This is a genomic window from Flavobacterium ginsenosidimutans, assembly GCF_003254625.1.
Lineage (GTDB): Bacteria > Bacteroidota > Bacteroidia > Flavobacteriales > Flavobacteriaceae > Flavobacterium > Flavobacterium ginsenosidimutans.
Genome location: NZ_QJRJ01000067.1, coordinates 1 through 21,244, shown reverse-complemented (window position 1 = coordinate 21,244; position 21,244 = coordinate 1). Strand labels below are relative to the sequence as shown.

Here is a 21,244-nt window from a genome sequence, read left to right as displayed (position 1 = left end):
AACTATATATTTGCAATCAAACACAAGGCACAACTAATGAATAGCAAAAATAGTACCATGACACTGGAAACTTATTTTCAGGAATTTAGGCAGAATATTGTCGGAATAAATCAAGAATTTACCTCTCCTTATGGCAGAAAATCAATTATTTACACTGACTGGACTGCCAGCGGAAGATTGTATCGCCCAATTGAAGAGAAACTCTTAAATCAATTTGGACCATTTGTTGCCAATACACATACTGAAACTACTGTCTCTGGTACTGCAATGACAAAAGCATATCATCATGCAAGACATATTATTAAGCGTCATGCAAATGCAAGCAATGATGATGTTTTAATTACGGATGGAACGGGAATGACTGGAGTTATCAATAAATTCCAGCGTATTTTAGGATTGAAAATTCCTGAAAATTTGAAAAGTTTCACCAATGTTCCTGCTGAGAAAAAGCCAATTGTTTTTATTTCACATATGGAACATCATTCTAATCAAACTTCTTGGTTAGAAACTATTGCCGATGTAGAGATTATTCCGTCTTGTGAAAAAGGGCTTTTTAATTTAGAAAATCTTGAAGTTTTATTGGAAAAATATAAAGATAGAACCTTGAAAATTGCTTCTATTACAGCTTGTTCTAATGTTACTGGATTAAGAACTCCATTTCATGAAGCAGCAAAATTAATGCATCAATATAATGGTGTTTGTTTTGTTGATTTTGCTTGTTCGGGACCTTATGTTGAAATTGATATGCATCCTGCCGATCCAGAATCTTATTTGGATGCTGTTTTCATGTCGCCTCATAAATTTTTGGGCGGTCCTGGAACTTCTGGAGTTTTGATTTTCAATAAAAAGCTATACAATAATATGATTCCAGATTGCCCAGGTGGAGGAACAGTTAGCTGGACAAATCCTTGGGGAGAACATAAATATATTGATAATATTGAAGATCGTGAAGATGGCGGAACTCCTGGTTTTCTTCAAGTGATAAAAACTGCTCTTGCCATTGAATTGAAAGAAGAAATGGGAATTGAAAACATTATGCAGCGTGAACACGAAATTGTAGATTATGTTTTCTCTGAATTGGATCCAATTGATACTATTAAAATTTTAGCAGGACAGCACAAAGAACGTCTTGGTGTTATTTCGTTTTTTATTGATGATCTTCATTTTAATTTAGGAGTTAAAATCTTAAATGATCGTTTTGGAATCCAGACTAGAGGAGGATGCAGCTGTGCAGGAACTTATGGCCATTACTTATTACATGTTGATCAAGAAACTTCTAATAAATTGGTTAATGAAATTACAATTGGTGATTTGATCAAAAAACCAGGATGGATTAGAATGTCTATTCACCCAACAACTACAGATAAAGAAATTGCTTTTGTTTGTAACAGCATAAAAGAATTGGCGGCAAATCATAAAGAATGGGCTTTGGATTATTCTTATGATAAAAACCGTAATGAGTTTATTCATAAAGATGCGAATTCTTTTGAAGATGAATTAGTTGAAAGCTGGTTTAAGTCTTAACTTTTGGCTATTTTTTAACGCAGAGTTCACAAAGGATTTTCGCAGAGTTGGGAAGTTTTTTTTTGAGCTAAATATTAGTTGCTGTTGAGATCGCAAAGCTAGCTTTTAAAAGATTTTTTTCAAAGTTTAAAATTTTTACAAAGATAAACTGATCATATTAATCCCGACAGGTTTTCAAAACTTGTCGGGATTGTTTTTATACTATTCGGTTTTATGTTCTTATGAAAAATATACTTGTAATTTAGCCCCGATAGTCCCGAGGCTTCGGGAGGAAATCCTTTTGTGCCGGGGTTCGGCGCAAAAGATTGAAACGGATAGCGGGACGAGTGTTCTTAAAAACACGAATTGGTCTGCTTCTAAAAAAATTACATAATCAATCGGACGCCGCCTAGATCTGCAACGCGGTATGAGAATCTATTTCCTGGAGATCCTATGAACATAAAGTTTTTAGGAATTTTCCATTTTTGAGAAAGCTCGTCTATAATTTCAGGGCCAAATATGCCTTCAATTTCTATATATTCAATATCTAATCCGTCGTAAGCACGGTCTAAAACTTCTAAGTCTTTTTTAAGCGCTTCATTATTTACAGGATCACTTTTTACGTGAACTATTTTAAGTTTTTTGGTTGTTTCGTTGTCTTCAACGTATTGCAAGACTTTGTTCAAGATAGTGATATCGTCACCTTTTGTAAAGAAGACGAACTCTTGCGAATTGATTTCAGAACTTAAATTTTGAAGATAACGGTTACTTATAATCACCATTTTTCTTAATGGCTGATAAAAATATTCTAAAGCTTCAATCAGCAATCGGATTAAAAACACACGGTTAAGCATAACACCAATGAAAATTAAAGCTGGAATAAGATATTGCAGAAATGTGTAAAACGAATTGATGTTAAGATGCATGTTTCCTATAAAAGCTGTAATAACAAAAGCTACAGCAAGAACGACGGCAATTCCTCGAGCACGTTCAGGTCTTGGCAGTTTTCTGCGTTTGTATTTCAGAAGTAAGTTTCCAATTCCGAAAAGCGCCATCACAGCTAAGAATGAAAAAGTATAAACGCCAGCCAAAGATTCTAAATGTCCGTTTGTCGCAAAAAGAACTGAAATACAAAGAATTAAAAAGCTTATAACGATTCTGTAATGAGAACCTCTTTTATTTTGTTTTAGAAAATAATTTGGTAGAATTCGATCTAATGTCATTCGGTTTAAAAGTCCCGAAACACCAACAAATGAAGTTAAAACGGCTCCACAAAGCACCATTACGGCATCGATAGAAATTAGCCAAGCAAGCCAAGCTCCGCCAGTTGTTTGTCCTAAATAAGCTAAAAGGGATTCTTTATTTTCTCCAACTTCAGTTAACGGAATTACACTAATTAATAAAATAGCAATTATGGGATTGAAGAGGCTCACAATTCCCCACATGTTTCGGAGTGTTTTAGGAAAAACGCCATGTTCTTGTTCTTCAACAAAATTGGCTGAACTTTCAAAACCAGATATTCCGAGCATTGCTGCGGAGAATCCTAAGAAAAGTGCTGTTCTGATACTTCCTGAAGCTATTGGAGTTTGCCAATTGATATAAAAAATATCTAAGCCGTTCATGAGTACAAAACCGATAGAAGTTAAAACCAGTAATGTCAATGTTCCGATATGGGTCATGAAGATGATAACAGCCACAAAGGCAGATTCTCCAATTCCTAAAATAGCTAATCCAGTAAACAAAATTAAAACGACGACAGTTGCAATTGTAACATTTAGTCCGTCAAATATTCCATGTAAATAGTGCATTCCTTCGGATGCCGAGATTACAGCAGTTGCCATGTATGACAAAACGGTTAAAGTTGCCGCTAAAGAAGCTAAACGTTTAGTAGAGGTGTTTAATAAAACATTGTAAGCACCTCCATTTAAAGGAATTGCTCCAACAACTTCACCATAAATTTTTCTGAAAAGAAATAATACAACAGCAACAATTAAAAGTGAAATCCAAGCATACTGACCAGCATATAGTATTGTTAAAGCTGAAACGTATAGACAAGAAGAACTAATATCGTTTCCGCAGATTGCAGTTGCCTGTAATTGATTTAATTTTTTGTGTACGATTTCTTTCATCAGTATTTTGAATTGACACTTTAGTACAAAACAATGAGCAACAAATAATTATAATCGGGCAAAAGGCGGATATTAAATTGTAAACCCTTTTATACTTTAATGTAATTAAGGATTTTCAATTTAAGGATATTATTTGGTTTCTTGAAACTTTTGGAGTGATAACAAAGCCTGCGTCTGTACTTTTTTCTGGAAAAATCCTGTCCAGCCAAGTAAATAACCTGTTGTTCCAAAGGCTTGCTTTGACCATTTCCATACATCAAAATTGTCTGTATGTTTGATAATTAAGCCATCTTGAAAAACAAATTCGGCGCTTATTTTATTGATCACTTTTCTGTTGGTTTTACTAAAATTATAAGTTGCCGTCCAATTTGCAGAACCAGTTGAATCATCTGCTTTTACATTAGAAAATTCAATTTTTAAATTTCCTTTACTTTTTAAAAGCAGCATTTCCCACATTTTTGAAACCTGTTCTTCTTTTAATAAACCAAAAGCGGGATCGATAAAATGAACTTTTGGATGATAACATTCGCTCATCGTTTTTGCATCAGCGTTAGCGAAAGCGGTATAAAACTTTGTGATTAAGGCTTCATTTGCGTTCATAAAAAAATATTTATGTTAAATATAAGATTTATTAGATTAAAAAATCATTATAAAACACTAATTTCTTTTGCTGTATCAAATGTTTTTTTAGACTTATCAAATGCAGTTGAAAAATATTTCACTTTACTGTAAGCTGTAAAATGTCCTGTTAGATTTCCTGAAATATCTGGTCCACCAGCAATTATGAATCTTATCGCATAAATATCAGTCTTTTTAAGCTTCAGCCATTCCGCAGGTGTAAAATAATAGTAAGCAGTTGTTTTGCCGTCTGCAGATTCTTTTACATTTTTGTCGGTACATGCAATAACATCTGCATTTGTCAAATCGACATAAACGCCACCAGCAATTTTTGCTTTGTCGCTTGCTGTAGAAACGGTTAGTTTTAAAACACCTCCTTTTTCCGTTTTAGCTATTTGAACATTAATTTCGCCAGAGTAAGCATATTTTTCGCAAATAAAAGTATATTCTTGTGTCGCTGGATAAGGAGCTGAACCTTTTACGCTTATAGTTTGCTGTGCTGAAGCAAAAGTTGAAATAAATAATAACAGAAGTAGTGGTAGTTTAAAATTCATATATATAGTATTTATTGATCGGCTAATTTGGCATCAAATTTTTCATCCCAATCCATTGATTTTATGGCAGAAATGAGGTTGTCTTCATTTACAAAAATTCGCAATTCTTTATTGGCAACTTTTTTGCTGTACAATGCGTGGTAGCGGTAAATGACTTCATGTTTGGTTTTGTAAACTCCATCTAATTTTAAATCTATAAAACTTCCGTAATACTGTCTAAATCTTTGGCAGGTTTTGGTTAAACGTTCTTCCGTTGTATTTTCCATAACCGATTTAGTTACTTCAGTTTCATTAAAAGGTTTAAATTTTGAAGTATTACACGTTTCTAAAACTCTCTTTCCTAAATCGTACGCTTTACGCTGCTGATTTGCATTTACTTCTGCTCCAGAAACTTTTTTTATTTTTAAATCTTCTGTATCTCTACTTACCGTTTTCGATTTACATCCAATTAATAATAATAACAAACATATAATCAATCCTGCTTTCTTCATAACTATTTAAGTAATTTTTAATAATAAGTTAGGATCGGGACAATTTTCAATGTAAAAGTTAAGGTCTTTTGTATTGCAGACACCAGGATAATCTCCCCAATAATCTTCAATTTTATGGATGATTTGAAAATGGACATGGGGCGCATAATCTCCATTGACTGAGGCATTTCCTAAAGTTGCAATCTTTTCACCCTTTTTAAAATGGTCTCCGATTTTTAAGTTCTCTATACTTTCTAACGATAAATGTCCGTATAAAGTATAAAATTTCTCATTATCTACTTCATGTTCTAATATTATAGTTGGGCCATAATCGCCTAAACCAATATTGTTTTTAAAGCTATGTACTTTGCCATCTAATGCGGCAAGAACTATTGTCCCAGCTTCTGCCCATAAATCTAAACCAATATGAATATTTCGTTCAGGTTTTGTAGCATTCAAAAAAATGGGACTTCTTTGGTATAAAAAACGTCCTTCAATATAACCGCCAAAAGCAACTTTGGCGTTGTTCTCTTTTAAATAATTCGAAATATATTTTTCAAAATCTTCTGAAGTATCTAACTTAGAATTCATTAGATCTTGATTTGAAACCGATAGATTTAACGGAGTATATTCTGAAATACTAATTGTTTCATCAATAACTTTAGTAGGTGGTAAGGCGTTTAAGATAGAGGCAAGGGGTTTCATGGAATTTAAGCTACTTTATTTATAATTATTAATTCGTTGTGAACTTCAATGCGAGGCAGCATTTTGGTTTTAAACATTTTTGGATTTACTTCAGAAACATATTTTCTGTTTCTGACATTGTGCGCTTCATCTAAAATCATGGTATTAAACAATACAACACCATTATCTTTTAAAAGCGTACATATTCTATCTACAAAAAACTTTTCGAACAAAAAGTTTGGCATATTTGTATCTTCAAAAATATCAATTATTATGAGATCGTACTTATCTTTTGTTTTTAAAACAAATTCAAATGCATCGTCTATAACAACTTTTAATTGTTTAATTTGATTAAGGTTAAAATACTCATTTGCAACCTGAATCATATCTGGATCTATTTCTACACCAGTTATTTTTCCGTTATATTCTATTTCGTTTACCAATGTTTTAACAACGCTTCCGCCGGCAACTCCTAATAATAAAATGTGTTCCATTTCTAAAATTTTGTCGTAACCGATATTTCGAAGTCCGTACCTTAATATACGCTGTAAACTTCCGTATGAATAATTTGTGTTTTCAGTATCCAAAACTAATTCTCCATTTGCCCAAGTGACTTCGATCATTTTACTTCTGGCTGATTTCTTTTTAAATATTTTTATTGGTATTATATAACTGAAAAATTTTTGAATCATTTTGAATGCTTTTACTCAAATTTACCATTAAATCTTTAATTTGCACCAAATATTAAATTTTTAATGAAAAAACTATTGTACAAATTCATATTTTTTAAGCTAATGGGCTGGAAAATAGTAGGAATAGAAAATGCTGAAGTAAAAAAATGTATACTTATGGTGATGCCTCATACAAGTAATCACGATTTTTATATAGGACTTTTTACGCGAGGAATTTCTGGACTACAAATGAATTGGGTAGGAAAGAAAGAATTGTTTCGTTTCCCTTTTGGGTATTATTTTAGAAATGTTGGAGGCGAACCTTTAGATCGTTCCGGCGGATTAAACAAAGTAGATTCTATTGCAGCTATTTTTGATAGAAAAGAAATCTTCCGTTTAGCCGTTGCTCCAGAAGGGACTAGAAAAGAAGTAAAAGAAATTAAAACTGGATTTTATTTTATAGCGCTTAAAGCTAATGTGCCAATTGTTCCCGTAGCTTTTGATTGGGGTAAAAAAGAAGTAAATCTTGGAACACTATTTTATCCAACTGGAAATTATGAAGCCGATTTTGAAATCTTAAAAAAACATTATGAAGGAGTTTTAGGCAAAATCCCTGAAAATGGCGTAAAACTGTGATTTTTTAGATTTTTTCCAAACGCGCGAGAATCGCATATTTGAAAATTTTCTGGACAAAGAGTCAAATACGCTCTAATTTTTGCGTCATGGAGAATAGGCTTTAAAAGTACCATTTTTATAGAAAAACACAATTTTATCAATATCATCGTCTTCTAAACTAAAATTTACATTTTTGGGAAGGGATGATTTTTTTATTTCTCTTTTTTCTTCTTCATTTATTTCTGTAGCAGAAAATAAATCTCCACCAGAATTTTCGTTAGATTGAATAGGAGTTAAGTCTTTTGAATTTTCTCGAATTTCGTCATCACTATTTTTAGGAAAATTTCCTCTTCCAATCAAAATCCAATATAAGTCAACATCAGGAAAAACTTCTAGAATTTTCATTACAAAATCTAAACTTGGTTTGTTTCTTCCTGATAAAAGGTGAGACATACTAGAACGCTGTACACCAATTTTATCGGCAAATGCAGAGGCATTTAAACCATAATAATCTAGTATAGTTTCAAGTCTTTTTACAAAATCGTCTATGTTTACCATTGTAAATTTTTGTTTTAAAATAGTCTATTTACAAATGTAAATAAAAATACAATGCGATACAATTTTAATGTTTCAATTTTAAGCATAGTATACTTTTATGTTAAATTTATATGTCAAATGATACTTATTAAATAATTGAAAAAGAATCACTTAATATGTAATTATCTAATTAATTGGTTGTGCTGAAATAAGTTATATGCTTAGCTAATAAAATCTTTAAAATATTGTTTACAATTTTAAATTCTTAACTTTTTCGATAGTTTACAATTGTAAAAATAAAGATGTTTACTTTTGTAAACCAATCGAAAACGCAATGAATTTAGAACAACTTTTTATACAGTACAAAGAAAACTCAATATCTGGCAGATATCTGACTTTAGACCATATTCAGCCTCTTTTGGATAAACTAAATACAGACAACCAAGTACAAGTTATTGGTAAATCAGTTTTAGGCGAACCTATATATAGTTATCAAATTGGTAAAGGAAAAACACGCGTATATCTGTGGTCACAAATGCACGGAAATGAAAGTACAACAACAAAAGCTTTATTTGATTTCATTAATTTATTAAATGACAATACGGATTTAGCAAAACAATTACTTAGTACCTTTACATTCTATGCTATTCCAATTCTAAATCCAGATGGCGCTAGATTATATACTCGTGCTAATGCAAATGAAATTGATTTAAATCGAGATTCTCAAAATTTGACTCAACCAGAAAGCAATGTTTTAAGAGAAGTTTTCGAAACTTTTAAGCCAGATTTTTGCTTCAACCTTCATGATCAGCGTACTATATTTGGAGCTGGAACTACTGGAAAACCGGCAACTGTTTCATTTTTAGCACCATCTTATAATGAAGAAAGAGATGTTAATGATGTGAGACAGAAAGCAATAAATATAATTGCAGGAATAAATGAAGAGCTTCAAAAATACATTCCAGGGCAAGTTGGACGTTTTGATGATTCTTTCAATATTAATTGCATTGGAGATACTTTTCAGTTTTTAGGAGCTCCTACGATCTTATTTGAGGCTGGACACTATCCAGGGGACTATGAAAGGGAAATCACCCGTAAATACATATTTTTCGCGTTAATTTTGAGCTTTAAACTAATTTCCGAAAACGATTTAGTTGATAATAGATTTGGTGAATATTTGAATATTTCACAAAATAATGTGGTTTTTTATGATTTTATGTATAAAAATGTCAAAATAAATTATGATGGTATCGAAATTATTACGAATTTTGTCGCTCAATACAAAGAAGAATTAATCGAAAATAAGATTCATTTTAACGCTTACATAGTTGAAGTAGGCGAGTTGGAAAATTATTTTGGTCATTATGAATACGACGCAAAGGGTGCAGAATATTCGGACGATTTCCAAAATTTTCCAAAAACGGGTCAGAAAGCAAATTTTTATTTAAATAAAAATGTTAAATTTGTTAACGGATTAATAAAAAGTTAATTTTTATGTGAATTTGTTGTTTTTTATATATAATTTTATACTTTGTAATAGCAATTAGTAATATTAATTAAACAATTATGAGTAAATTTCGTTTAGATGAAGTAGATCACCAGATTTTAGATATGTTAATAGACAATACGAGAGTTCCGTTTACTGACATTGCAAAAAAACTATTGATATCTGCTGGTACAGTACACGTTAGAGTAAAAAAGATGGAGGATGCCGGTATTATCATGGGATCTTCATTAGCCTTAGATTACGATAAATTAGGTTATTCATTTATTGCTTATGTTGGGGTTTTCCTTAATAATACATCTCAAACTAAATTTGTATTAGAAAGAATCAATCAAATTCCATTCGTAACTGTAGCTTCTGTTACTACAGGAAAATTCAACATCTTTTGCAAAATTAGAGCAAAAGATACTAAACACGCGAAAGAAGTTATCTTCATGATCGACGATATTGAAGGTGTTTACAGAACAGAAACAATGATCTCATTAGAGGAAAGTATTAACGATAAGAAGCGTTTGATGCATACTATTTTCAAAAATATGTAAGAACTTTTCTTGAATGCTATATTAAAATATAACCTCAAGTTTATTCTTGGGGTTTTTTTATGACCAATTAACCAACCAACTATAACACGATTTTATGTATACGTTGCCAAAAATTGAACGTTTTAATCAAGACGTTCTTTCAAAATATCACATTTATAATAGTGTTTTCATAACATTGCCTTTTGATTCTATAGATAATACAGGAGTTTTACTTCCTTTATTTACAGAAACTTGCGAAACAGGCTTTAAAAAACAGGAAACACCAAAAGAAATTGTTGATTTTTTCTCAAATAAATTTTTAAATAATACTTCTGAAGCAGAAAAAATCGATCTTATGTTTCGATTTATTCAATATATAGAACGCCAAATCGTATTATTTGACGCCATTGAAGATGCTGCTTTTCCAGAAGTTAATAACATGGAAGGACGCGGATCTTTAAGAGATATCAAGGAAAAATCGGATGCTAAAGAAAAAGATGACGAACTAAGTGAATTTCTGGAAAATTTCAATGTTCGTACGGTTTTAACAGCGCATCCAACTCAGTTTTACCCTGGACCTGTATTAGGTATTATAAATGATTTGACAGAAGCGATTCGTCAAAACAATCTACTTCAGATTAAACAATTACTGGCTCAATTAGGAAAAACCCCTTTCATTCAGAAAGAGAAACCAAATCCTTATGATGAAGCGGTAAGTTTAATTTGGTACTTAGAAAATGTATTTTATGCTACAGCTGGAGAAATTGTACATTATCTTCAAAAAAATATTTTAGAAGGAAATCCAATTCAGAATCAATTGATCAAATTAGGTTTCTGGCCTGGAGGTGACCGTGACGGTAATCCTTTTGTAACTACAGATATTACCCTTAAAGTTGCGGACCGTTTGCGTACTTCAATTTTGAAATGTTATTACGTAGAAATGAGAAATCTAAAACGTAAGTTAACTTTCTCAGGTGTAGACACTTTAGTAGCTGAACTTGAAAATAAACTTTACCGTTCTGTATTTTATTCTAAAGGTGATATTTTCATCACTTTAGAGGAATTATTGACGCAGTTAAATAAGATCCGAACTATAATTATTGAAAAACATCAGTCTTTATACTTGGATGAATTGGAAGCTTTTTTAGTAAAAATCAATCTATTCGGATTCCATTTTGCGACTTTAGATATTCGCCAAAATAGTAAAATTCATAATGCAGTTTTCAAAGATGTCGTAAATTATTATTTGAACTCTAGTTCCGATGTTTTTCCAAAGAATTATTTCGAATTAACAGAAAATCAAAAAATTGATGTTTTATCGAAAGTAAAAGGGAATTTAAATCCAAGTGATTTCGAAAATGAAATTACAAGATATACTTTAGAATCAATTCAAGCGATTAAAACCATCCAGCAAAACAATGGTGAAGAAGGTGCTAATCGTTATATTATTAGTAATAACGAAAGTGCATTGAACGTGATGGAAACTTTTGCAATGATTCGTTTGAATAATTGGGAAAATCCAACTGTTGATATTATTCCGCTTTTTGAATCTGTAGATGATTTACAAAATGCTCATTCTATTATGGAGCAATTGTATACAAATCCAGAATATTCTAAGCATCTGAAAGCAAGAGGAAACAAACAGACAATTATGCTTGGTTTCTCTGACGGAACTAAAGATGGTGGATATTTAATGGCTAACTGGAGTATTTATCAAGCTAAAATTTCGTTGACTAAAATTTCTAGAGAATACGGAATTAAAGCGATTTTCTTTGACGGACGTGGTGGGCCTCCAGCTCGTGGCGGTGGAAAAACACATAAATTCTATGCTTCTTTAGGACCAAAAATTGAAAACAATGAGATTCAGATAACTGTTCAAGGTCAGACTATTAGCTCTAATTTTGGAACTTTAGACTCTTGTCGTTATAATATTGAAAACTTATTGAGTGCAGGTGTTACAAATCAAGTATTTAGTAAAGAGAAAAATGAATTGACAGCAGATGAAACTCAAATCTTAACGGATTTAGCTAATTTAGGTTATGAGAAATACTTAAGTTTCAAGAATCATCCAAAGTTTATTCCGTACTTAGAAAAAATGAGTACGCTGAAATATTACTCAAAAACTAACATTGGAAGCCGACCGTCAAAAAGAAGCAAATCAGAATCCTTAGATTTTGCTGATTTAAGAGCAATCCCATTCGTTGGTTCATGGAGCCAGTTAAAACAAAACGTTCCAGGTTTCTTCGGAGTAGGGTCAGCCTTAAAACATTTTGAAGAAACAGGACAATGGGATAAAGTGAGTAATTTATATCACAATTCTTTATTTTTCAAAACTTTACTTGAAAACAGTATGATGTCATTAGCAAAATCATTCTTGCCATTGACAGCTTATATGAGAAAAGATCCTGAATTTGGTGAATTCTGGCAGATTATTTATGACGAGTTTTCAGAAACAAAACGTCTTTTATTAAAAATTGCTGATCACAAAACTTTAATGGAAAATTATCCAGATGGTATTGCTTCGATTCAGATAAGAGAGCGTATAGTTTTACCTTTGTTGACTATTCAGCAATATGCATTATTGAGAATCAATGAGTTGAATAAAGAAGAAACTCCAGACGAAGAATTAGTGAAAGTGTACGAGAAAATCGTTACAAGATCTTTATTTGGTAATACGAATGCAAGTAGAAATTCAGCTTAAAAATTAATAAAAATGAGAGCAGCAGAATTATTAGATAATGAATATTCAGGTCACTTTGGCACTTATATAAAAGCAGCTGGTGACGGAATTTTGATTGAAGATTTGGAAATTTCGCTTCATGAATTCATTCGATTTGTTCAAAATATTCCGATGGATAAATTTGATTATCGTTATGCAGAAGGGAAATGGACAATCAAAGATATTATTCAGCACGTAATAGATACTGAGAGAATTTTTGCATATCGTGCTTTGCGTTTTTCAAGAAACGATAAAACGCCTTTGCCAAGTTTTGAAGAAAATGATTATGCTGATAATACAGATTCAAACAGTAGAAGTATTCAAGATTTACTTACTGAATTTTCTGCTGTAAGACATTCAACTTTATTGTTTTATAAAAGCTTATCTCAAGAACAGCTTAAACGTATTGGAACTGCTTCAAATAATCCAATTTCAGTTCGCGCTTTAGGTTTTGTTATGATTGGACATCAAAAACATCATCAGAAAATTTTTGAAGAAAGATATTTGTAAAAGCCTTACATTTTTAAGCATAAATAAACCCGACAGATTTTAGAAACCTGTCGGGTTTGTCGTTATATATAATTTAGATATTTCTGAAAACGAGGGCTTCGACTTCGCTCAGCCTGACAATAGTGATCTTAAATGTCAAATGTCGGACTGAGCGAAGTCGAAGTCTTTCTTTTATACCTTTTGATTCTTTCTCTCCAAAAAAGCCAAACCAAATCTAATTTTATCATAAGACATTTTTTCTTCAAAATAATCAAAGTAAGGTCTTAATGCATTTGGATTTTCTAATTCTTTATGAGCTTTTTCAATTTGAAGAATTTCATCATCAGAAACAAATTGACTTAAATCTAAATCATGGCCGTCAACGTATAATTTAGCTAAATGCGAAATAATTGTTGTTTGACTCAAATCTCGCTGTTCTGCTATTTCTTCAACTGAAACTCCATTTTGAAATAATTCCAGCGTTTTTTTATAAGTATTGTCTTTTTTTTCCTTTTTGACAACTGATTTATTTCGTTGGAATTCAATAATAGCTTTAATAAATTCAGAGCCATATTTTTCTAATTTAGCTTTACCAACACCTTCAACCGCAAGGAAATCTTCATCGGTCATTGGTCTTAAAACTTCCATTTGTCTTAAAGAAGCATCACTAAAAATTACATAAGCAGGAACTTCTTCTTCCTCTGCAATTTCATAACGTAATTTTCTTAGCGTTTCAAAAAGAGAATTTTTAGTTGCTTTTTGTTTAGTTTCTTTAATCTCGTTTTTATCAATTACCTTTTTAACTACAGTTGTAAGTTTTACTTTTTCTCCTTCAAATAAAACTTTCTTTGCAAAAGGAGTAAGGAGAATTTTATTGTGCTGATGAAAAGCAATTTCGCAATACCCTAAATTAATAAGCTGAATAAGATATTGGTTCCAATCGTACCAAGAAACATCAACGCCAATTCCATACGTTTTTAGCTCTTGATAATTTTTTTCGTAGATATACGCGTTTCTCGAGCCTCTTAAAAAATCTACAATTACAGCCAGAGGTTCAGATTCCTTTAATCGTGTAATAGCTGACAATGCTTTTTGCGCGAGAATCGTACCATCGAAAAAAGTTGGAGGATTTTTACAAATATCACAGTTACCACAATTTTCAGTTACCAATTCTCCGAAATACGATAATAAAATTTTTCTTCGACAACTCACCGCATCAGCATATTGTTTCATACGATCCAATTTTGCAAGCTGAATATCTGAGTTAAGTCCATCAGAAGCAAATTTCTGCAATTGAATTACATCTGCATAACTTTCAAAAAGTACAGTTTCTGCAGGCAAACCATCTCGACCTGCACGTCCAATTTCCTGATAATAACCTTCAATATTTTTTGGAAGATTATAATGAATTACCCAACGAACATTCGATTTGTCAATTCCCATTCCGAATGCAATTGTTGCGCAAACAACCTGACAGTCATCATTTATAAATTGATCCTGAGTTTTAGCACGTGTATCATTATCCAAACCAGCATGATAAGCTTTTGCAGTAATTCCGCTTTTTTTCAATTTTTCAGCTAGTTCTTCAGTAGTTTTTCGACTAAGACAATAAATTATTCCCGATTCATTCGGTTTGTTCTCAATAAAATCAATTATTTGCTTTACGCGATCTAGAGCTGGGCGGACTTCTAAACTCAAATTTTTACGATCAAAAGATGCAATGAAAGTCTTTGGCTTTCTTAAGTTCAGTTGTTTTGTTATGTCTGTACGAGTTGCTTTGTCGGCCGTAGCAGTTAATGCCAAAATTGGAGTAGAAGGGAAGCGGCTCTTTAAATAACCTAAATTAGTATAAGCCGGCCTGAAATCATGTCCCCACGAAGAAATACAATGTGCTTCATCAATCGCTATTAAGCTAATTGTTAATTCGTTAAACGCAACTTCAAGATAAGAAAGGCTTTCTGGTGCAATATAAACCAACTTAAAATTATTAGATTTTAAATTATCTATATAATATTGCTGCTCCTGCGCTGATTGTGAACTATTTATGTAACAAGCCGAAATTCCGTTAGTTTTTAAACTGTCAACCTGATCTTTCATTAATGCAATAAGAGGAGAGATCACTATAGTAATTCCTGGTAAGATTAAAGCCGGAAGCTGAAAGCAGATCGATTTACCGCCACCAGTTGGCATAATAGCTAAGGCATCTTGTCCAGATAATACTGTATTAATAATAGATTCCTGGTTGGGTCTAAATTTTTCGAAACCAAAATTTTCTTTTAATGTCGTATGTAAAATTTCTGTAGTCATGGGCATAAAATTTCTGCTGTATGAATAAAAATATTCTTACAAATGCAAAAATATAAATTTTGGTTAAACTTTAAATTAAAACATAAAAAAAGGAACCCAAATCGAGTTCCTTTTATTTATTTTAAAGAAAATGAATTAATCTTCATCGTCTTCTTCTTCATCATAATCAGTGTCGGCTTTGTCATCATCATCATCGTCATCATCGTCATCACCTCCATCGCTATCAGGTTTGTCTAGATTATCATCGTCGTCATCATCGTCGTTGCTAATATCTTCATCTAGATCTATGCCTTTAACTGGTGCAATTGCATCTACATCAACATCTAAATCATCATCTTCATCGTAGTTTTCAATTCTGTCGGCAAGTTTAGTACTAATTTTCACCAAATAAATTGTGTCTTCAGTACGAACTTCAACAGCTTCAACCAATTCGTTTTTAGCATTTCTAAAACGGATTACATCCGAATCATCATAACCATCAGGAAATTTCTCTACCAAAAGGTTTAAAATTTCGTTGGTAAGTTTGGCGTAGTCTACTATAACTCTTTTCATAAATTATTCTATAAATCTAATAAATATGCAAAAATTAACGGAGCAACAATTGTAGCATCCGATTCAATAATAAATTTAGGGGTTTTGATGTCTAATTTACCCCAAGTGATTTTTTCATTTGGAACTGCTCCAGAATAAGAACCATAACTAGTTGTTGAATCTGAAATTTGGCAGAAATAGCTCCAAAATGGAACATCGTGCATTTCCATATCTTGATATAGCATTGGAACTACACAGATAGGGAAGTCACCAGCAATACCACCACCAATTTGGAAGAATCCAATTCCGTTTGAACTGTTTTTAGAATACCAATCCGCAAGGAAAGTCATGTACTCAATTCCAGATTTCATAGTAGATGCTTTCAATTCACCTTTAATCACGTATGAAGCAAAGATGTTACCCATTGTGCTATCTTCCCATCCAGGAACGATAATTGGTAGGTTTTTCTCTGCAGCTGCATACATCCAGCTATCTTTTAAATCAATTTCATAGTACTCTTCTAAAACGCCAGATAACAACATTTTGTACATGAACTCATGTGGAAAATAACGCTCTCCTTTATCATCAGCATCTTTCCAAATTTTGTAAATGTGTTTTTGTAAACGACGGAAAGCTTCATGCTCAGGAATACAAGTGTCAGTAACACGATTTAATCCTCTTTCTAATAAAGCCCACTCATCTTCTGGTGTTAAATCACGATAATTAGGAACTCTTTCGTAGTGAGAATGAGCTACTAAATTCATGATATCTTCTTCTAGATTTGCTCCAGTACATGAAATAATATGTACTTTGTCTTGTCTGATTACTTCGGCAAAAATTTTACCAATTTCTGCTGTACTCATTGCGCCAGCCATACTTACCAGCATTTTTGCACCATCAGCTAATTGCTGCTCGTATGCTTTTGCAGCATCTACTAATGAAGCAGAATTAAAATGCAAATAATGTTTTTCAATAAACTGACTGATTGGTCCTTTCATTTTTTTTTGTTTTTTTTGAATTAAAAAGTTTAACCTTTTTGGATGTTAATGCAAATTAAGAAATTTTTAAGAAAAATTAGAACTTAATCTGCCGTTTTTTTACACCTTTTTTTTGTAGCCTAGAATCTTTAAAACATCGTCAGAAGTTTGCTGTTCTGAGAACACTTCAGTTGCCAGAATTCCGTTTTCGTCACGATCAATTAAAATGTGTTTAGGCTGCGGAATCAAACAGTGGTGAAGACCACCATATCCTCCAATTGTTTCTTGATAAGCGCCAGTATTAAAGAAACCAATATATAAAGGTTTTTCTTTGTTATACTTAGGCAGATAAATGGCGTTCATGTTTTGCTCAGAGTTGTAATAGTCGTCACTATCACAAGTCAGACCTCCCAACAGAACCCGTTCGTAAGTATCATTCCAACGGTTGATAGCCAGCATGATAAAACGTTTGTTTATAGCCCAAGTATCTGGTAAAGTGGTAATGAAAGATGAATCGATCATATTCCATTTTTCTCTATCATTTTGTTGTTTTTGATACAAAATCTGATAGATTGCACCACCGCTTTCACCTACTGTAAATGATCCAAATTCCGTAAAAATATTTGGAACATCTACTTCAGCTTCTTCACAAGCAATTTTAATTTGATTGATAATTTCATCAATCATATATTGATAATCATATTCAAAGGCAAGTGAGTTTTTAATTGGGAAACCACCACCAATGTTAAGGCCGTCTAGAGTAGGACACTCTTTTTTAAGAGCTATGTAAACTTTAATACATTTTACAAGCTCATTCCAGTAGTATGATGTATCGTTAATTCCAGTATTGATAAAGAAGTGAAGCATTTTCAGCTCTAATTTATCATTTTCCTGAATTTGTTTTTTATAGAAAGAAACTATGTTTTTGTAACCAATACCTAATCTAGAAGTATAGAACTCAAATTTAGGCTCTTCTTCGGCAGCAATACGGATTCCAATTTTGAATTTCCCTTTAATTTCTGCTTGAAGCAAATCTAACTCTTCATAGTTATCAATAATTGGAATAGTATTTTTATGTCCGTTATTGATTAACCTACCAATGTTAGTAATGTACTCGTCTCTTTTAAAACCGTTACAAATTACGTACGTGCTTTTGTTGATTTTACCATTTTCCAACAAATTCTCAACAATATTAACATCAAAAGCAGATGATGTCTCTATATGAATGTTATTCTTGAAAGCTTCATTCATAATATATTCAAAATGAGAGCTTTTTGTACAATAACAATAGTAGTATTTTGCGTCGTATTTGTTCTTCTCCATTGCTTTTCTGAACCAAGCTTTTGCTTTATTTATGTTTTCAGAAATCTGAGGCAGATAAGTAAACTTTAACGGTGTACCATATTGTTCAACCAATTTCATCAAATCGATGTTGTGAAACAATAAGTTGTCTTTGTTTAATTTAAATTCCTCTTGTGGAAAGTAGTATGTTTGGTTTATTAGATCAGAATATTTTGTATTCATTTATTTGTCAAAGTTTTAGAGATTGTAATTGTATTTTAAATTTAGTGTTTTTTATGCTAAATCTTAAATTCAAACTCTAATATTGGCAAATATAATCGGCAGTTTTTCGTGCTCGGCTTTTGAACATTGGAAAACATCAAAACAAAACGGACTTTTACTATTATAAAAACGATTCAACATTCTAAGTAAAGAACTGTTGAGGCGGTTTCTATAAGAGCTAAATTGTCTTTGCTGCTTGTTTGTTTTCATGGGGCAAATGTAAAAAATAAAATATACCAAATGCAACGCTTTCGATTAAAAAAAGTTTAAGATTTATAATCTTGAAACGCATCTAGAATCAATTTATTTTCAACGGATTGGTTAATTTTTATCTTTCCGATTCCTTCAATTAATGCAAATTGAATTAAACCGTATTCATTTTTTTTGTCGTGAATTAACAATTCTAAGATCGGATCGATGTCATTTTCTTCAAAAATTATATCCTCATAAATACCTTTAATTATAGTTTTAATTTCTCTGTATTCTTCTTGAGAAATTAAACCTTTTTGAAGAGAAATATAACTTTCTAAGATCATTCCGACTGCAATAGCTTCTCCGTGCAGTAAAGTCGTTTTTTCTTTGCTTTCTAGGAAGTATCCTTCAATAGCGTGGCCTAGCGTATGTCCGAAGTTTAAAGCTTTACGGATATTTTTCTCAGTTGGATCTTGAATAACGATTTCATTTTTAATTTCAACTGAACGATAAATTAATTGATCTAATTCATCGAAAACAATTGATTTTAAATCTGAAAACTGTCTCCAATATGGCGCATCATATATCAAACCATGTTTTAGCATTTCTGCTAAACCTGAACGCATTTCGCTTTGCGGCAAAGTTTCTAAATATTTTGTGTCAATTAGTACCATTTGCGGTACATTGATAACTCCAATCTGATTTTTAAGATTTCCTAAGTCAACACCCGTTTTTCCTCCAACAGATGCATCAACCATAGATAATAAAGTAGTTGGGATATTAATAAAATCTACACCTCTTTTAAAAGTAGAAGCCACAAATCCACCTAAATCAGTAACAACGCCTCCTCCTAAATTAATAATAAGAGATTTTCTATCGGCACCAAGTTCTGTCAAAATATTCCAGATCTCAATACAAGTTTCAATATTCTTATTTGCTTCTCCAGCTTCAAACTCTATGATTTCAATTGCCAAATCAGTTTCAACAAGAGGAATAAATTTAGACAGACAATATTCATTGGTTTGATCGTCTACAATTATAAATATATTAGAATATTTATTTTCTCTTAAATGTTTATTTAAAGCTTCGTAAGCATTCTGGTTGAAATGTACGAGATAATTGTTGGCTTGAATAGATTGCATAATTCTTTAGTTAATTGAAAGCGCAAAAATAAGGCATTTTTAGTTTAATAATATTCAAACTTTAAGGCTAATTTGTTTAAAATACTGATCTATATCCTAATTAAGAATAAAACTAATTTTAAGAATGGGTAAACATTTACTTCATAATTTAATATAAACAGCAGTCTGATTAAAGATATTAAAAAATATGATATCTTTTGATGAATAATATTCAAAACACTCTCTATATTTGCATAAAAAATAAATTTAATGGAAAAGATATTCGATAACACTCAAGTTGCTTTTTCACTTAAAAGTGATACGGAACTTGATAGAGCTTATTTCCTTTTCAAAATGATTGACAGCGAGCCTTTGGTAAGAATTGGAACAGCTGTAACTAATTTTGCAATTAAAGCTCATTTACCAGTAGAAGGATTAATTCGTGCAACTGTTTTTGATCACTTTTGCGGTGGTGTAAACGAAAATGACTGCCTTAGTGTTGTAGACAAAATGTTTACAAAAGGAGTTTCGTCTGTTTTGGATTATTCTGTTGAAGGAAAAGAAGAAGAGGAGCAATTTGACGCTGCTTTGGAAATGACACTAAGAACAGTAGATTTTGCAAAAGAACGTCTTGCAATTCCATTTGCGGTATTTAAGCCAACTGGTTTAGGACGTTTTGAATTATATGAGAAATTAGGAGAAAAACAAGCTTTTACTCCTGCAGAACAAGCAGAATGGGATAGAGTGGTAGCTCGTTTTGATAAAGTTTGTAGTGAAGCTCATAAAAAAGATGTAGCATTATTAATTGATGGTGAAGAAAGCTGGATGCAAGATGCGGCTGATGATTTGGTTACCGATATGATGCGCAAATACAATAAAGAAAAAGCAATTGTATTCAACACTTTACAAATGTATCGTTGGGATCGTTTAGATTATTTGAAAAAACTTCATGAAGTTGCAAAAGCAGAAGGTTTCTATATCGGAATGAAATTAGTTCGCGGTGCTTACATGGAAAAAGAACACAAAAGAGCTGAAGAAAAAGGGTATGTTTCTCCAATCTGTGTTTCTAAAGAAGCTACTGATATCAATTATGATAATGCTGTACAATATATGTTAGAGCATATCGATAAAATGGCCATTTTTGCAGGAACTCATAATGAATTGAGCTCTTATAAATTGATGGAAATGATGGAGCAGAGAGGTATCGCTAAAAACGATAATCGAATCTGGTTTGGACAATTATACGGAATGAGTGATAATATTAGCTATAACTTAGCAGAAAACGGGTATAACGTTGCTAAATACTTACCATTTGGACCTGTAAAAGATGTTATGCCATACTTGATTCGACGTGCAGAAGAAAACACTTCTGTTGCTGGTCAAACTAGCCGTGAATTATCTATGATTAAAGCAGAACGTAAACGTAGAAAAGAGAAATAATTTTTAGTTTTCAGTCTCAGTTTCAGTTTACAGTGACTAGTCCTAAATAATCGATACAGATTATTAGACAAATATATTTAATTAAACACCTGTAAGAAC

General features: G+C 31.8%; 19 protein-coding genes. 7 read left to right on the top strand and 12 right to left on the bottom strand.

Going from position 1 to position 21,244, the window contains the following annotated elements; all coding sequences use genetic code 11:
- The first annotated feature begins 36 nt into the window (after window positions 1–36).
- The gene (locus DM444_RS03245) at window positions 37–1,524 is read left to right on the top strand and encodes an aminotransferase class V-fold PLP-dependent enzyme (RefSeq protein WP_111283931.1); all 1,488 of its coding nucleotides are present in this window, start codon (window positions 37–39) and stop codon (window positions 1,522–1,524) included.
- Window positions 1,525–1,889: 365 nt separating this feature from the next.
- Here the strand turns inward: DM444_RS03245 and DM444_RS03240 are convergent, their stop codons facing one another.
- From DM444_RS03240 to DM444_RS03215, 6 genes are all read right to left on the bottom strand, one after another.
- Complete coding sequence (locus DM444_RS03240; protein ID WP_111283929.1) at window positions 1,890–3,632, bottom strand: APC family permease; 1,743 nt, start codon at window positions 3,630–3,632, stop codon at window positions 1,890–1,892.
- A gap of 129 nt (window positions 3,633–3,761) precedes the next feature.
- Window positions 3,762–4,232 carry a nuclear transport factor 2 family protein gene (locus DM444_RS03235; RefSeq protein WP_111283927.1) on the bottom strand — a complete coding sequence of 157 codons (471 nt, stop codon included), beginning with the start codon at window positions 4,230–4,232 and terminating at the stop codon, window positions 3,762–3,764.
- A gap of 47 nt (window positions 4,233–4,279) precedes the next feature.
- Window positions 4,280–4,804 (bottom strand): hypothetical protein, encoded by a 525-nt coding sequence (locus DM444_RS03230; RefSeq protein WP_111283925.1) that lies wholly within the window; start codon window positions 4,802–4,804, stop codon window positions 4,280–4,282.
- 11 nt (window positions 4,805–4,815) lie between these two features.
- Window positions 4,816–5,295, bottom strand: a complete 480-nt coding sequence (locus tag DM444_RS03225; protein ID WP_111283923.1) for a hypothetical protein — start codon at window positions 5,293–5,295, stop codon at window positions 4,816–4,818.
- Window positions 5,296–5,301: 6 nt separating this feature from the next.
- Window positions 5,302–5,979, bottom strand: coding sequence for a peptidoglycan DD-metalloendopeptidase family protein (locus tag DM444_RS03220; protein WP_111283921.1), 678 nt, complete (start codon window positions 5,977–5,979; stop codon window positions 5,302–5,304).
- Between the two features lie 5 nt (window positions 5,980–5,984).
- Window positions 5,985–6,650 (bottom strand): spermidine synthase, encoded by a 666-nt coding sequence (locus DM444_RS03215; protein WP_111283919.1) that lies wholly within the window; start codon window positions 6,648–6,650, stop codon window positions 5,985–5,987.
- 63 nt (window positions 6,651–6,713) lie between these two features.
- On the opposite strand from DM444_RS03215, the gene DM444_RS03210 reads away from it, so the two are divergent.
- A complete protein-coding gene (locus tag DM444_RS03210; RefSeq protein WP_111283917.1) occupies window positions 6,714–7,265 on the top strand; it encodes a 1-acyl-sn-glycerol-3-phosphate acyltransferase in 552 nt (183 codons plus the stop codon).
- A gap of 84 nt (window positions 7,266–7,349) precedes the next feature.
- Here the strand turns inward: DM444_RS03210 and DM444_RS03205 are convergent, their stop codons facing one another.
- Entirely contained in the window at window positions 7,350–7,802 is a 453-nt protein-coding gene (locus DM444_RS03205; protein WP_111283915.1) for a helix-turn-helix domain-containing protein, read from the bottom strand.
- 313 nt (window positions 7,803–8,115) lie between these two features.
- Between DM444_RS03205 and DM444_RS03200 the strand changes: the two genes are divergently transcribed.
- The 4 genes from DM444_RS03200 to DM444_RS03185 all read left to right on the top strand — a co-directional run bounded on the left by DM444_RS03200 (window position 8,116) and on the right by DM444_RS03185 (window position 13,035).
- Window positions 8,116–9,270, top strand: coding sequence for a M14 family metallopeptidase (locus DM444_RS03200; RefSeq protein ID WP_111283913.1), 1,155 nt, complete (start codon window positions 8,116–8,118; stop codon window positions 9,268–9,270).
- Between the two features lie 77 nt (window positions 9,271–9,347).
- Complete coding sequence (locus tag DM444_RS03195; RefSeq protein ID WP_007805990.1) at window positions 9,348–9,827, top strand: Lrp/AsnC family transcriptional regulator; 480 nt, start codon at window positions 9,348–9,350, stop codon at window positions 9,825–9,827.
- A gap of 94 nt (window positions 9,828–9,921) precedes the next feature.
- The gene (locus tag DM444_RS03190) at window positions 9,922–12,507 is read left to right on the top strand and encodes a phosphoenolpyruvate carboxylase (protein ID WP_111283911.1); all 2,586 of its coding nucleotides are present in this window, start codon (window positions 9,922–9,924) and stop codon (window positions 12,505–12,507) included.
- 12 nt (window positions 12,508–12,519) lie between these two features.
- Complete coding sequence (locus DM444_RS03185) at window positions 12,520–13,035, top strand: DinB family protein (RefSeq protein ID WP_111283909.1); 516 nt, start codon at window positions 12,520–12,522, stop codon at window positions 13,033–13,035.
- A 171-nt stretch (window positions 13,036–13,206) separates the two neighbouring features.
- Here the strand turns inward: DM444_RS03185 and recQ are convergent, their stop codons facing one another.
- From recQ to aroB, 5 genes are all read right to left on the bottom strand, one after another.
- Window positions 13,207–15,321, bottom strand: a complete 2,115-nt coding sequence (recQ, locus tag DM444_RS03180; protein ID WP_111284070.1) for a DNA helicase RecQ — start codon at window positions 15,319–15,321, stop codon at window positions 13,207–13,209.
- A 135-nt stretch (window positions 15,322–15,456) separates the two neighbouring features.
- Window positions 15,457–15,873: a DNA primase gene (locus DM444_RS23570; protein WP_162614910.1), complete on the bottom strand. Its 417-nt coding sequence runs from the start codon at window positions 15,871–15,873 to the stop codon at window positions 15,457–15,459.
- An 8-nt stretch (window positions 15,874–15,881) separates the two neighbouring features.
- On the bottom strand, window positions 15,882–16,850 hold the full coding sequence (locus tag DM444_RS03170; RefSeq protein WP_095931202.1) for a deoxyhypusine synthase family protein: 969 nt from the start codon (window positions 16,848–16,850) through the stop codon (window positions 15,882–15,884).
- A gap of 99 nt (window positions 16,851–16,949) precedes the next feature.
- Entirely contained in the window at window positions 16,950–18,353 is a 1,404-nt protein-coding gene (locus tag DM444_RS03165) for a type III PLP-dependent enzyme domain-containing protein (RefSeq protein ID WP_111283907.1), read from the bottom strand.
- A 305-nt stretch (window positions 18,354–18,658) separates the two neighbouring features.
- Complete coding sequence (gene aroB, locus DM444_RS03160; protein WP_111283905.1) at window positions 18,659–19,726, bottom strand: 3-dehydroquinate synthase; 1,068 nt, start codon at window positions 19,724–19,726, stop codon at window positions 18,659–18,661.
- 249 nt (window positions 19,727–19,975) lie between these two features.
- Between aroB and DM444_RS03155 the strand changes: the two genes are divergently transcribed.
- Complete coding sequence (locus tag DM444_RS03155; protein ID WP_111283903.1) at window positions 19,976–21,145, top strand: proline dehydrogenase family protein; 1,170 nt, start codon at window positions 19,976–19,978, stop codon at window positions 21,143–21,145.
- Window positions 21,146–21,244: the final 99 nt, after the last annotated feature.